This window comes from Moraxella oblonga NBRC 102422, assembly GCF_001598275.1.
Taxonomy (GTDB): Bacteria; Pseudomonadota; Gammaproteobacteria; order Pseudomonadales; family Moraxellaceae; genus Moraxella; species Moraxella oblonga.
This window is the reverse complement of the sequence record NZ_BCYQ01000011.1, coordinates 63,315-76,877: the sequence shown is the minus strand read 5'-3', so window position 1 is coordinate 76,877 and position 13,563 is coordinate 63,315. Positions and strand designations below refer to the sequence as shown.

General features: G+C 43.6%; 10 protein-coding genes and 1 pseudogene. 7 read left to right on the top strand and 4 right to left on the bottom strand.

What is annotated here, in order from left to right; all coding sequences use genetic code 11:
• Window positions 1–71 precede the first annotated feature (71 nt).
• Complete coding sequence (gene rpiA, locus MOB01S_RS04450) at window positions 72–731, top strand: ribose-5-phosphate isomerase RpiA (RefSeq protein ID WP_066802094.1); 660 nt, start codon at window positions 72–74, stop codon at window positions 729–731.
• Window positions 732–752: 21 nt separating this feature from the next.
• A complete protein-coding gene (locus MOB01S_RS04445) occupies window positions 753–1,082 on the top strand; it encodes a hypothetical protein (RefSeq protein WP_066802092.1) in 330 nt (109 codons plus the stop codon).
• 63 nt (window positions 1,083–1,145) lie between these two features.
• Here MOB01S_RS04445 and MOB01S_RS04440 read toward each other — a convergent pair whose 3' ends face one another.
• The 4 genes from MOB01S_RS04440 to MOB01S_RS04425 all read right to left on the bottom strand — a co-directional run bounded on the left by MOB01S_RS04440 (window position 1,146) and on the right by MOB01S_RS04425 (window position 7,405).
• Complete coding sequence (locus MOB01S_RS04440; protein ID WP_066802087.1) at window positions 1,146–2,495, bottom strand: GTPase/DUF3482 domain-containing protein; 1,350 nt, start codon at window positions 2,493–2,495, stop codon at window positions 1,146–1,148.
• Window positions 2,492–3,073: a 16S rRNA (guanine(966)-N(2))-methyltransferase RsmD gene (rsmD, locus tag MOB01S_RS04435; protein ID WP_066802086.1), complete on the bottom strand. Its 582-nt coding sequence runs from the start codon at window positions 3,071–3,073 to the stop codon at window positions 2,492–2,494. Before rsmD ends, MOB01S_RS04440 begins: the two co-directional genes overlap by 4 nt.
• A complete protein-coding gene (gene mrdA / locus MOB01S_RS04430; RefSeq protein ID WP_066802084.1) occupies window positions 3,070–5,124 on the bottom strand; it encodes a penicillin-binding protein 2 in 2,055 nt (684 codons plus the stop codon). The genes rsmD and mrdA overlap by 4 nt, the downstream gene beginning before the upstream one ends.
• Before the next feature lie 97 nt (window positions 5,125–5,221).
• Window positions 5,222–7,405 (bottom strand): TonB-dependent siderophore receptor, encoded by a 2,184-nt coding sequence (locus MOB01S_RS04425; RefSeq protein WP_066802082.1) that lies wholly within the window; start codon window positions 7,403–7,405, stop codon window positions 5,222–5,224.
• Window positions 7,406–7,635: 230 nt separating this feature from the next.
• On the opposite strand from MOB01S_RS04425, the pseudogene MOB01S_RS04420 reads away from it, so the two are divergent.
• From MOB01S_RS04420 to ccmI, 5 genes and pseudogenes are all read left to right on the top strand, one after another.
• Window positions 7,636–8,945, top strand: a pseudogene (locus tag MOB01S_RS04420) (hypothetical protein).
• A gap of 285 nt (window positions 8,946–9,230) precedes the next feature.
• Window positions 9,231–11,195: a heme lyase CcmF/NrfE family subunit gene (locus tag MOB01S_RS04415; protein ID WP_066802080.1), complete on the top strand. Its 1,965-nt coding sequence runs from the start codon at window positions 9,231–9,233 to the stop codon at window positions 11,193–11,195.
• Window positions 11,192–11,773, top strand: a complete 582-nt coding sequence (locus MOB01S_RS04410; protein WP_066802078.1) for a DsbE family thiol:disulfide interchange protein — start codon at window positions 11,192–11,194, stop codon at window positions 11,771–11,773. Before MOB01S_RS04415 ends, MOB01S_RS04410 begins: the two co-directional genes overlap by 4 nt.
• Window positions 11,766–12,275, top strand: a complete 510-nt coding sequence (locus MOB01S_RS04405; protein WP_245639995.1) for a cytochrome c-type biogenesis protein — start codon at window positions 11,766–11,768, stop codon at window positions 12,273–12,275. Before MOB01S_RS04410 ends, MOB01S_RS04405 begins: the two co-directional genes overlap by 8 nt.
• The gene (gene ccmI / locus MOB01S_RS04400) at window positions 12,272–13,534 is read left to right on the top strand and encodes a c-type cytochrome biogenesis protein CcmI (RefSeq protein WP_066802076.1); all 1,263 of its coding nucleotides are present in this window, start codon (window positions 12,272–12,274) and stop codon (window positions 13,532–13,534) included. The genes MOB01S_RS04405 and ccmI overlap by 4 nt, the downstream gene beginning before the upstream one ends.
• The last annotated feature ends 29 nt before the right edge of the window (window positions 13,535–13,563 follow it).

The following is a 13,563-nucleotide window of genomic DNA, read 5'->3' as shown; positions in this document are numbered from 1 at the left end:
GGTGCAAATATCAAACCAAGTTTTGTGTACTTTTTAGACTAAAATTATTTATTTTTTAAAGAGAATTGATTATGAGCGACCCAAAACTTGCCCAAAAACAAGCTGCTGCCAAATCCGCCCTTACTTATATTGATGATGGCATGATTTTGGGAGTGGGAACAGGCAGTACGGTAAATTGCCTGATTGAGCTACTTCCCCAAGTTCGCCTAAAAGGGGCGGTAACAAGCTCCCAAGTTACCGAAGATAAATTGCGTGCCTTGGGTATTGAGATTTTTGACCTAAATACGGTGGGTGAGCTGGATTTGTATGTTGATGGGGCTGATGAGATAGACCCTCATGGCAACATGATTAAGGGGGGTGGCGGTGCTTTGACCCGCGAAAAAATCGTGGCGGCGTGTGCCAAAACTTTTGTGTGTATGGTAGATGATAGCAAAACTGTTGAGAAGTTGGGTAAATTTCCTGTGGCGGTGGAAGTGTTGCCCCAAGCTCGCTCTTATGTGGCTCGTGAGCTGGTTAAACTTGGCGGCGACCCTGTGTATCGTGAAGGGTTTGTTACTGATTATGGGAACGTGATTTTGGATACTTATGATTTGGACATCAAAAATCCTAGCGAGCTTGAAAAAACGCTCAACAACATCGTGGGTGTGGTGTGTAATGGTATTTTTGCCAGTCAATCCGCTCACATCATGCTCAAAGCAGGTAATGACGGTGTGATTACGGTGAAATTTTAATCATCAATGAAGGGATAATTTATGAAAATGGTAATCAAAGTGGTCTTTTGTGTGATGGCGTTATCACTTGTCAGCCCTGCAATCGCTAAGGGTGGTAAAGGCGGTGGTGGAAAGGGTGGTGGTATTGGTGGCAAATCGCATTATCAAATCAAACCCAGCACCCAAACGACCTCCACCAAAAAAGAACAAGAGCGTTCAAAGGTGAGCTATCGTTTTGGTGGTGGTTCTAGTGGTTCTAGCAATAACCACCCCTGCCGTCAGCATGGCGGATTTAGCCATTGTGAAGTATCAACGGGCAAATATGTATGTAAGGACAGCTCTGTTGTCGTGGGCAACAAGGTGTGTCGCTAATACACAAGGCTGATTGGTGTGGGGTGGTAAAATTACAGCCATGCCAATCACCCACCAAGTGTATTAAAGTTGCTTTTCCAATACCATTGCCAACGCTTCTGACAGCTCTGCTCTGAGTGTTTGCGTGCTTTGGTTGGGGCTACCGATGTCAGAATAATGTTGATAAGCTTTGGCTTTTTTGAGTGGTGTTGGGATTTTTTGCCAAATTGATTGGTCAGTTTGTGTGCTGATGGTATCAAGACTGGCGTGCCCACGATGACGTAAAATGTGGTGCAACCTTTGCAATTGAGTGGCGATGACCGTTAGGGTTGCATCATCAACATGCAGTGTTTTTACATTTGTGGCTTTATCTTTGATGGTTTGGGCGTTGGGTAATAGTCCGCCCAACATACCACCAATGGCAGTTCCTAGCCCTAAGCTTGCCCCAAAAGTCGCCACGTCAATACCAGCACCCACAATCATGCCAGCCATGCCACCGCCTGCGGTGCGTATGCCATAACGTGTCAAAAGTTCACGGTCAAATATGTCTTGGGTAGTGCTTTGTATGTGTAAATCCAACTGTACAACATCTGTATGATAAAAGCGATACAGTGAGAGCAGTTTTTGTTCGGTTTGTCTAACCACTTGGCGAACAGCGTTCTGTATGAGTGTCAATGTGGGGGCAGGGTCGGTATTTTCGGCAATCTTTTGGCTAAAACTGGCGATATTGATGAGCGTATCAGCGATGATAAAACTGCCTTTTTCGCCCAGTTCGTGCCATAATTCACGCCGTTCATGTTGTAAAATGTCAAAGGCTTGGGCGTGGGTGAGTGTGTGTAGATATTGCCAAAGGAGCATTTCTGCTTCAAAATCAAAGGCTACCGTATCAAAAGCATGACAAACGTGCAAGGCTCTACGAGAGAGCATTTGTCGCCACTCATCTGCTTTTTGTTGGTCAGATTTGACAAAATTAAATACAGGCAATACAGGCACGCCAGAGCTTGCCAAAATCGCCAATTCGTCTTGGTATTTGGATAAAATGGGTTCACGCACGTCCACCACATAGATGGCGACATCAGCATGAAGTAGGGCATTTACTACTTTGGCTTCTTGGGAAAAATCGTCATGTAACTTGGGAGAATGTGTGCGTACCGCCTCCAAAAAGGCTTGTAGCCTGTCTACGCCATCTTTGCGTGGGTCGGTGTGTTCGTGCAAATAATCCATCACGCCACTGGCATCTTCTAAGCCCGGTGTGTCATGTAGCACCACCAAAGGGTGCTTGGTGGTACTGTATAGGGTAACTGCTTCCACATGGCGAGTAGTGGCGGATTCATTTTTGACTTCGCCAAATTCATCGTTGCGAAGCAGGGTTCGCATGAGTGAAGTTTTGCCTGTGTTGGTGTGTCCGATGATGGCAAGTTGAATGGTTTTCATGGTGTTGGGTCAAGCCTAAAAATGCCTGCGTGAATTTGTCCGATTTTGGTGGATTTGATGAGTTCTATGGGCGTGGTAAAAACTTCTGTCAAGGGGCGATTGCTCTCACTATAAATCAGTGTGTCGTCATGGTACAACCCATGCATGATGATAAGGTCAAGCAGAGATTGCCATAAGTTTAAATCATAAGGTGGGTCTAAAAATATCACATCAAAAGGTGTGTTAAGTGTGGGTAGGGCATTTTGGGCGGTGGTATTGATGAGATGAAGCTGAGCGGTGCAGTTGAGTATTTTGGCGTTTTTGCTAAGCTCGCCAGCTTGTTTGCTTGGTTCTATCATTACTACTGACTTCGCCCCTCGAGAGAGTGCCTCAAAGCCCAACACGCCCGAACCAGCACACACGTCTAGCACCGTTGCATCTAGCATATCAGACATTAGCCAATTAAAGAGTGTTTCACGCAAGCGGTCAGGTGTGGGACGTAAGCCATCAATGTCCAAAAAACTAAGTAATCGGCGTTTGTGCATACCACCAATAATACGTACTTGGTTGGTGGTGGGTTTTTTTGTGGCATTTCTCATTGGGCGTTGTTGCTTTGGTTTGTGTGTGGTTTGTTGGTTTCGTGTTGTTTTTCTAGGGCTAACTTTTCTGTTTCTTTTTGCTTTTCAAGCTCTCTTTGTTTTTCTAGGGCTTTGTGTTTTTGCATGGCGACAATTTTGGCTTGCATTTGGGCGTGTTTTTTGGCTCGGATTTTTGTCATCTCGGTAGCATTAGGTGGTCGTATGGGGTTCTTCTCACGTTGTAGTACCCAATAATCAAACAAAGCTCGTCCAATGGGTGCAGCCACTTTACTACCACCACCACCATTTTCAACAATGACTGCTAGGGCGATTTGGGGGTCATCAACAGGAGCAAAACCTGTAAACCACGCATGGTCCCAGTGGCGAGAGCTTAGTAGGGCTTTGTTATAAGTTTTGCCTTGTGCGATGGATTTGACCTGTGCCGTACCTGTTTTGCCTGCGATGCGGTATTTGGGGGTGTAAATGCCTTTGGCGGTGCCTCGTTTGACGGTATCTTCCATGGCGGTATGCATACGTAGCCAGTCGGATTTTTTGCCATTAAACTCAATCACGCCATCAGGTTTATCAATGACTTTGACGTATTCTGCCCCTGTGGAATTTTTGAGAATGTGGGGGGTAAGGTGCTTACCCAAATTGGCGGTCATGGCGGTAGCGTTGGCGACTTGGAGGGGGCTTGCCAAAAAAGCTCCTTGCCCGATAGATACCGAAATAGTCTCGCCCGGTAGCCATTCTTTGCCATAGGTTTTCATTTTCCATTCGGGGGAGGGCATGATACCGGCTTTTTCGTGCGGTAGGTCAATCCCTGTTTTTTTGCCAAAACCAAATCCACTCATCCAACTATGTAGTTTATCAATGCCCATTTTATATGAATTTTTATAATAATAGGTGTCTACACTCATGACGATGGATTTGTTCATATTAACCATGCCATGACCTCCCTTTTTCCAGTCACGGAATTTGTGCTTATCTCCTGGTAAGCTAAAATAACCAGGGTCATGAATCACATCTTCCCATCGCATGATTTTGTGGTGTAAAAACCCCATCGCTTCAAAGGGTTTGATGGTAGATGCGGGTGGGTAGAGTCCTTGTAAGGCTCGGTTGTATAGAGGTTGGTCTATGTCATCACGCAAGACAGCATAGGCTTGTGATGAAATGCCAGAAACAAAGGGGTTGGGGTCAAAACTGGGGTTTGAGACAAAAGCAAGCACATCGCCATTTTTTGGGTCAAGTGCCACAATTGCTCCACGCCTGCCAGCGAGTTGGTCTTGGGCGACTTTTTGTAAACCGTAGTCCAAACTTAGGTACAAGTCGTTGCCTGCTACCGCAGCTTTACTGTCAAGCCTACGAAGCACTTCGCCATGAGCGTTGGCTTCTACTGACTGATAGCCGGGTTTGCCAAGTAATACTTCTTCGTATTGTTTTTCAATGCCCAATTTACCAATCAAATCCGTACCAGCGTATAGGGCTTGTTTATGAGGGTCAGCTTTTATGGTTTTAGATTCTTTGTCGTTAATACGTCCTACATAGCCGATGACATGAGCAAACAGCTCATCATGTGGATAGACACGACTAAGTTTGGATTGGATACTTACACCACGAAAAAATGGCTTGCGTTCGCTGAATTTGGCGATGTGGTCTTCGGTCAAATCCATTTTGATGGTAACAGGGTCATTTTTGGTTTTGCTGATACGAGCCAAAATATCCGTGATGTCTTCTTCGGTGAGTTCAAAAATGGGGGCAAGCAGTTTTAGGGTATACTCTGGATCATCAACCTCATCAGGGCTAATGATGGCGGTAAATACAGGTGTGTTATCCGCAAGTAAAATACCATTGCGGTCATAGATGTAGCCACGAGGAGGTGGGTTTGAGATGAGTTTGATTCGGTTGTTTTCGGCGTTGGTGCTGTATTTGTTGTATTCTTGGATTTGGAGTTGCCCATAGCGAAATGCCAAGCCCGACAATCCTGTCATGACAAACAAAGCGGAAATAAGCACCCGAATTTGAAAAATACGGACGCTTTTGTCTTGTGTGCCAGAAAAGGGGTTTTTCATACAAAAATCAAATACAGACTAAATCACCCATTATACCATGTTTTGATACAAACAAAAACACCTCACGTATGTGAGGTGTTTTTTTTGGTGGGGTGGATTAGTAGGTGAAGTTTACACCGATACGGTATTCACGACCTACACCAGGTAGACCTACGCCTGACAACGTTTGTGGCACATAGTATTCATCGGAGATGTTGTTGATGGCGAAGTTTACATTCATCTTGTCGTTGCCATACGGTTTCCAGTTGGCATAGACATCGGTGGTGTCATAGCCATCACGAACGGCATTTGCGTTGTAGGCAGGGTTGTTTTTCCAAACTTCCCCTGTACTTTTGGCGGTACGGCGATGGTTGACACCCACTTCTAGGTTTGGATTGTCAAAGCGGTAGGAAAGACCTGCGGTATAAGTACGACCTAAATTTACAGCATATTCACGGTTACCAAATGAAGGTAGGTTGCCTTGTGCATCAGGCATACTATAAAATTCAGGGTTGCTTTCAGCTACACCCAAACGGGCGGTAATATTTTGGTAGTTGTAGTTTGCACCAAGTTCCCAACCCTTATTTTTAGCATAACCAACATTATCAATGCCGTTATAGTAAGCGACTGCTCCTGTTTCATCATGACGTGATACTTGACCACTGGTAAGTAAGTCATCAATTTTTTGCCAGTAGTAACTACCATCAATACCAAAGTTACCATATTGGGTGCTTTGTTTGTAGTTAAAGCCAATCTCGGTGTTTTTGGCTTTTTCAGCTTTTACATCATCAGCAATGGATACAAGGGCACCACTGCGTAAAGCGTCATACATTCTTGGGCTACGAGTAGCGTGGTTGTGGTTGGCATTAAAACTAAGAGATGGTGTGGCTTGCCAAATCAAACCAATACTAGGATTGATGTCGCCATCAGATACTTCTTTGCCGTCCATTGCCTTAAATTTAAAATGGTCATAACGAAGTCCAACGGTGGCAGTAACATTACCAATGTCGGCGATGGATTCCACATAAAGACCTGTGTCAGTTTTTTCTTGGTGATTTAAATTAACACCAAAAGGTTGCCAGTTTGCAGGTTGTCCACGACCTGCTACGTTTACCAAGTCGGTAGCCTTACGTAGGTAATTTGGAATGCTTTCTTGATGACGATAATTTGCTCCATATTTTAATAAAAGAGTATCAATTTTATATTTTGATAAAAAATCTGAATTGATATAACTATCAAAATTAATATTGGCACCTTTGGTTTTGACTTTGGTTTCGTTGTCTGCCAATGTTACCCCTCGAATGCCAGGGTTGCCATACTGTTCACCACCTGCTGATTCACGTTTGTTTTCCATTGTGTAAATGTTAGCGGTAACGTCATCAGCAAAGCCTAGGTTTTTGCCTGTCCATTCTAGGTTGGTTTGGGTAAGTGAGAGTTCACGATAATGTGGGTCTTGTCTGGCAACTGACAAGCGACCGCCTGCTTCATTGGCTGGACGAATGTCAAACTCTTCACGTACATTACGTACGCCTTTATCAGTCATGTTTAAATGGCTAAGCACAAAACGGTGGTCGCCAAAGTTTGCTCCTACTTTTGCCAAATAATTGACTTTGTCTACATCGGTTGATGGTACAGTGTCTCCGCCCAGATAGTTGGTGTAACCTTTACCTCCTTTGTAGTTGTCTTGATCAACCTTATTGGCACTAACCAAAAAGTCAAAGTTGTTAACTTTACCATAGGCTGTGGCGTTATAGGACAGTTCGTCATTAGAACTATAAATTGTACCTAATTTAAAACCATAATTTTTACCATCTTTTAGTAAATCATGAGCATCTACAGTCTTGGCAACAATCGCACCGTTGGTAGCACCAATACCAGCCGAAGCAGAGCCAGCCCCTTTTTGGACGCTGACAATCTTAACCAAGCTAGGGTCAAGCATATGACGACCTTGATGGTAGAGAATCTGACTGTCGCTATAAGCGTTATCTACCTTGACGTCAACAGAGTTTTGACCCATGCCACGAATACTGATGTATTGTGAAGCACCATTACCACTACCAAAATCAATGGCAGGTTCTGATTTTAATAGTTCACGCAGTCCTGTGGCGGTACTTTCGTCTTTTTTCTTTAAGGTAACAACGTTGGTTTTTACTTTTGCTCCTTGGCGGTCAATGCCAATTTTCATGGGGGCAAGCTCAACAGTTGGGGTGCTGGCTTGTGTGTTGTCTTGGGCTAGTGCAACCTGTGCACCCAAGATGCTTAACACAGCAACGGTTAGGGGTTTTGTAATCAAACCTTTCATGACTTACTCTCTCTGTAATGAAATGTTTGCGTATCTTACCAAAAAATATTCTTGATGTAAATAATAATTATTGTTATTTTAAAAATAAGATGATAATAAATGATGTTTGATAACTATTTATGATTAAAGTATGATGATGGGGTTTGTTAAAGTGAAAAAATCCGCATTTTAGCACATTATTTATGTAAAATTGTGCTAAAATTGGCGGATTGTCATCAACCATCGTTTTTATGTTTTCATCTATTTGGCAAGCCTTAGTCGAGCACCCTGCATTCATTGCCATGCTCACCATACCGCCTGTTACTGCTTTTGTAACATGGGCTCATGTATGGATGGCATTGGAGATGTTGTTTCACCCCATTAAGTTTTGGGGTATTCGTGTGAAAAATATGCCATTTGGATTGCAGGGGCTAGGTTGGCAAGGGATTGTGCCTGCCAAGGCGGGCAAGATTTCTGGGGTGATTGTGGATCAAGCCTTATCAAAACTGGGTTCTATTGACGAGTTTTTTCAGGCGATGAATCCAGAAGAGATGGCGGATTTTGTAACGGCGTCTGTGGACAGTCATTTGGAGAGCCTGATTGACGAAATCATGCTTGAAAAATATTATGCCCTGTGGAGTCATTTGCCCTATGCTGTCAAACGGCGGATTTATGCCCATGTTCATGCACAGTTGCCCAGTATCATGAAGGCGTTGGTGCTTGATTTGACCTACCATGTTGAGGAGCTTGTGGACATGCGTCAGATGATAGTTAGGCGTATGGAGAACGACCGCAAACTGATGGTAGAGATGTTTTTGAGGGTGGGTAAAAAAGAGATTAATTTCATCTGGAAAATCAGTGCCGTGATTGGTTTTGGTTTTGGGATTATACAGATGGGGGTGTTTTATTTTGTGCCACAGCATTGGACGGTGCCTTTTTTTGCAGGGATTTGGGGGCATTGACCAACTGGATAGCCATTTGGATGGTATTTAATCCTGTTGAGCCACGTCCTTTATGGTTCATACGCCTGTTTCGCTACCAAGATGGTAAAGTCTATCCGATGTTTCCACACATTCACCGTTATCTGTGGCAGGGTGGTTTTATGAAACGCCAAGACGAAGTGTCTAGTGTGTTTGCCCAGATTGTCGTCAAAGAGCTTGTTACCCTTGAAAATGTCATGAATGAGATGATGTACGGCGTGCGAGCCGAACAAACTCGCACACTCATGAAATCACACATGTATGAACTCTTAGAATCGCCGATTGTTGCCACCACCTTAAAAATGGGCATGGGCAAACAAGAGCTGAACGAATTTAAAGACATTATTATTGACAAATCCATAGACGCAACGATGGTACCAATCCGTAGCCCTGAACTTAATGATTCTCGTGCCTCTAAAATTTTTGGGTTATTTGAAAGTCGCCTCAAAGCCCTAACTCCCTATGAATTTCAAAATTTGCTTCGCCCTGCCTTCAAAGAGGATGAGATGACCTTAGTGGTTTTGGGGGCGATTACTGGCGTGTTGGCGGGTTGGGTGCATTTGGTGGCGGTATTTTTTTAAAAATTATTTTGGTAAAACAATTTATTTTTTATATCAAATATGATAAATTATTAAATATTTTAAAATTAAAGCTTCCTACACCATTAGGAGCGTATCAAACACGTTGACATTTGTCATCAAAATGAGAAAAAACAAAACATCAGCTGTGGTTGGTTTGATGCAAATCACCAAAATATTGCTAAAACCGCCAGTACATAACAACCCTCATTCATATTTGATACGCTAAATTTATCCATTGTTTTGTGGGAAATCAATAGCAGTCGCTAATTCTTTTGGGAAAACATCATGCTCATCACCGAACTTGGCTATTTTGCCCTTTTGCTCGCCTTTGTGCTTGCGATTTTGCAGGCGGTTTTGCCTTTTGTGGGGATTGTCAAACACCAAATCCAATGGCAACGACTCGCCCCAAGCCTTGCTTTTGCAGGGTGTGTGGCGATGTTGGTGTCATTTTTTGGGCTTATGGCTGGATTTTTGGGTAATGATTTTAGTTTGGTGTATGTAACCAGTCATTCCAATAGCCTACTGCCTTGGTACTATAAGGTATCAGCCACATGGGGTGGGCATGAGGGTTCATTATTGCTTTGGCTGACGATTTTGGCGGTATGGTGTATGCTTGTGGCGGTGTTCAGTCGTGGCTTACCGCTTGACATGAGAGCCAGAGTGCTGTCTATTTTGGGTATGGTGCAGACGATGATGCTTGCCATGCTTATTTTTACGTCCAGCCCTTTTGATCGTACTTTGCCCAATCTGCCTGTTGATGGGGCGGATTTAAACCCATTATTACAAGACCCTGGTTTGATTTTTCATCCGCCCATGTTGTACATGGGTTATGTGGGATTGGCTGTGCCGTTTGCATTTTGTCTGGCAAGCCTTTGGGCGGGTCGTCTAGACGCTGTATGGACACGTTGGTCTCGCCCTTGGACGGTGGTGGCTTGGGGCTTTTTGACATTGGGGATTGCGATTGGGTCTTGGTGGGCGTATTATGAGCTTGGTTGGGGTGGTTGGTGGTTTTGGGACCCTGTGGAAAACGCCTCGCTCATGCCATGGCTTGCCAGTACCGCTCTTATGCACTCGTTGGCGGTTACCGAAAAACGTGGCGTGTTCAAGGCATGGACGATTATGCTTGCCATATTTGCATTTGCCTTATCCTTGCTTGGTACGTTTTTGGTACGTTCTGGGGCGATTACTTCTGTGCATTCATTTGCGGCTGACCCCACACGTGGCATGGCGATTTTATCCATTTTAGGTGCAGTGATTGGTAGTGGTTTGCTCTTATTTGCAATACGTGGATGGCGTTTGACGGTAGAGAGTACTTATCGGCTTAAATCTCGTGAGACGATTTTGGTGATGAACAACATCATCTTGCTTGTGGCGACTTTGGTTGTGCTACTTGGTACGCTGTATCCTATCATTGCAGACGCCTTTAAGTTGGGTCAAGTGTCGGTAGGTCCTCCATATTTTAATGCTTTATTTGTGCCGTTGTCGTGGGTTTTGCTTGCTTTTATGGGTATTGGAGCAACTTTACGATATAAAGTGGATAATCGCCCCTTATTAAAGCTTGTCATCACACTTGGCATGAATAGCCTTGTGTTGGGTGGTGGTGTATACTATGTTATGACACGGCTTGGGCATGAAGTAGCATTTGATAAAGGGATTTATATCACTGCTGTATTGTCGGTGTGGGTGCTTGCCTTTATGGTGTGGGATTTTAAAGACAAGCTAAAAAATAGTAAGGGCTTGGCAGGTTTTAAAAAATTGAGTCCTAGTTATTATGGTATGCATTTGGCTCATGTTGGTGTGATTGTTACGGCGTTGGGTGTAGCAGGCGTGAGTAGTCTAAGCGTTGAAAAAGACGTGGCAATGACCGTAGGAGATAGTATACAGGTGCAGGGTTATGATTTTTACCTAAGCGAATTTAGTACCATTAAAGGCAGTAACTACGATGCCACCCAAGCAACCATTAGCATTAAAAAAGACGGCAAACTTATCACAACCTTGTACCCTCAAAAGCGTAATTATGTCGTCTCTATGATGCCCATGACCGAAGTGGGGCTTTATCCTAGTTTGACCAACGAATTATATGTGGCATTAGGCGAACCTATCGCTAGCCAAACCAAAGACACATGGGCGGTGCGTGTTTATGTCAAACCCATGGTGCGTTGGCTATGGCTTGGGGCGGTCATCATGGCGTTGGGAGGGCTTGTGGCACTGCTTGATAAACGTTATCGCATCAAAAAGGAAAAAGTATGAACCGACAACAAAAACGCATGATGATGTTTATGTTACCATTGGTGGTTTTTGTGCTACTTATGATTATGCTCTTTTTTAGATTGGGTAAACCAACTGATGTAGTGATTGATACAAGTGTTCATCACCCCTTGCCTACATTTAGTTTGCCTTTATTATCCGAACCTAACCGTTTAATGACGAATGCAGATTTGCCAAAGCAGGCGTTTTTGTTGAATGTGTGGGGGTCATGGTGTCCAACCTGTAAGATAGAACATCCTTTTTTGCTCAAATTACAAGCTGATGGTGTACCGATGGTGGGGGTAAATTATAAAGATGAACTTCCTAATGCTTTGGGTTATCTGAATGATTATAAAAATCCCTTTTTATTTTCGGTGCAGGATTTGGACGGCAAATATGCCATAGAGTTGGGCTTGACGGGAGCTCCTGAGACTTTTGTGGTTGATGGTCAAGGCGTGGTATACAAGCATATTTTGGGTGAGATTGGCGAACAAAACTGGGCAAACATCAAAACGTGCATGATGGCAATTGACAATCCAACGCTTGATGAAAAGGCTAAATTGGGGGCGTGCGATGACTGATATGATAACGACAAGATATATAAAAAGTACGTTGATTGCATTGGTTTTGTCTATCAATATGGCAAGTTTTGGGGCGATAGAACTTCGTGAATTTAAAACGCCAGAAGACGAAACACGCTATAAAGCACTCATTGAAGAGTTTCGTTGCCCCAAGTGTCAAAACCAAAATTTGGCAGGGTCTGATGCACCCATTGCGGTGGATTTAAAAAATCAAACCTACCAGATGATACAAGAGGGTAGAAGCGATACCGAGATTCGTAATTATATGTTTAAAAGCTATGGGGATTTTATCAGTTACAAACCGCCCATGCGTCCGTCCACGTGGATTTTGTGGTTATTTCCCTATGTGGTATTTGCAATATTAGTATTGGGCTGGATTTATATCACCAAAAAAAGACGACATGTGGCTCATGCTGATGATGTTCGGGCATTGAGCCGTGCAGAAGAAGAAAAGTTGAATACAATTTTAGCCAAACATAACAATAACGAGGACAAACCATGACACCAACGTTGATTTTATTTTTTAGTATGGCGGTGATGATGTGTGTGGGTTTGTCGCTTATTGTGATTTTGCCATGGCTTAAAAAAAACCAAACGGTCAACGATAATAGACTCATGTCTGTAAATGTGGCGGTGTTTGGTGAGCGAATTGCCGAACTAAAAGCTGATAAAGAGGCGGGATTGATTGATGATAAAACTTTTGAAATTCAAGAGGTTGAACTCAAACGCCAGCTTTTAAATGCCCAAACGCATCTACATAGCCATACTGTTGTTGGTAAAAAAAGCCGTATCATCGTCATGATATGGATACCGATTTTGGCAGGACTGTGTTATCTGATGACTTCTGATCGCACGCCTGTATTTCAGTTGTGGCAAGCCCAAGATTTGGTAGGGCAGGTGGCTGATGATTTGTTGACAGGCAAAATAGACACGCCTCCCAAATGGGCAACCAAGGACAGTACCGCTCTGATTAGTGCCATGCAAACCAATGTTCATGCTCATGCACATGACCCACAGCGTTGGTTAAGGCTTTCTGAACTTTTTGTGGCATTGGAAGCTAGTCCTCAAGCCTTAGAGGCTTTATCTCGTGCCTATCGGCTAAACCCTAGTGATACTGAGGTTGCCATGACCTATGCTCAAATGGGTTTTTTTGCCAATAATGGCATGCTTGATGGTACCATTAAAAATGTCTTATTGGAAACCTTGCAACACACGCCAGACCATGAAGGGGCAATGATGATGTTGGCAATGGGTGAGACTCGTGCAGGTAATTATACCTTAGCCAAAGCGTGGGTTGCCAAACTTCGCACAAACATCGCCAGTAAATCAGGCGACCGCAGTCAAGCATTGGCAAGCCTTGATGAATTGGTACGTACCATTGATGCCCAAGAAAGTAAAGTAATGGCAGGTGTGAAAGTTGGAGTAAGTGTGGCAGACAGCCTATTGGTAAAACTTGGTGAAACTGACACCATTTTTATCACTATTAGTGATGATAAAGGTTCGCCCCCTTATGCGGTAAAGCGTTTGCCCATCAAAGAGTTGCGTGATGGCAAACTGCAAGTATCATTGAGTGATTTGGATGCGATGATGCCAAACCATACCTTGTCAGTAGGGCGTGAGAGTAAAGCTACATTGCTTGTCAATGCTCGTATCAGTCATGATGGTAATGCCATTCGCCAATCTGGTGATTTTATCGCAAACCCTGTGGTGCTTGGTGATAAAGTGGCGGTGGATTTGGAGATTTCACAAATCGTACCATGATTTTATTTAAAAATACTACCATTTTTATT

Bases quoted from the DNA above. Each gene is read 5' to 3' on its own strand.
- rpiA (WP_066802094.1), top strand. From the start codon at position 72: ATGAGCGACCCAAAACTTGCCCAAAAACAAGCTGCTGCCAAATCCGCC.
- MOB01S_RS04445 (WP_066802092.1), top strand. From the start codon at position 753: ATGAAAATGGTAATCAAAGTGGTCTTTTGTGTGATGGCGTTATCACTT.
- MOB01S_RS04440 (WP_066802087.1), bottom strand. From the start codon at position 2,495: ATGAAAACCATTCAACTTGCCATCATCGGACACACCAACACAGGCAAA.
- rsmD (WP_066802086.1), bottom strand. From the start codon at position 3,073: ATGAGAAATGCCACAAAAAAACCCACCACCAACCAAGTACGTATTATT.
- mrdA (WP_066802084.1), bottom strand. From the start codon at position 5,124: ATGAAAAACCCCTTTTCTGGCACACAAGACAAAAGCGTCCGTATTTTT.
- MOB01S_RS04425 (WP_066802082.1), bottom strand. From the start codon at position 7,405: ATGAAAGGTTTGATTACAAAACCCCTAACCGTTGCTGTGTTAAGCATC.
- MOB01S_RS04415 (WP_066802080.1), top strand. From the start codon at position 9,231: ATGCTCATCACCGAACTTGGCTATTTTGCCCTTTTGCTCGCCTTTGTG.
- MOB01S_RS04410 (WP_066802078.1), top strand. From the start codon at position 11,192: ATGAACCGACAACAAAAACGCATGATGATGTTTATGTTACCATTGGTG.
- MOB01S_RS04405 (WP_245639995.1), top strand. From the start codon at position 11,766: ATGACTGATATGATAACGACAAGATATATAAAAAGTACGTTGATTGCA.
- ccmI (WP_066802076.1), top strand. From the start codon at position 12,272: ATGACACCAACGTTGATTTTATTTTTTAGTATGGCGGTGATGATGTGT.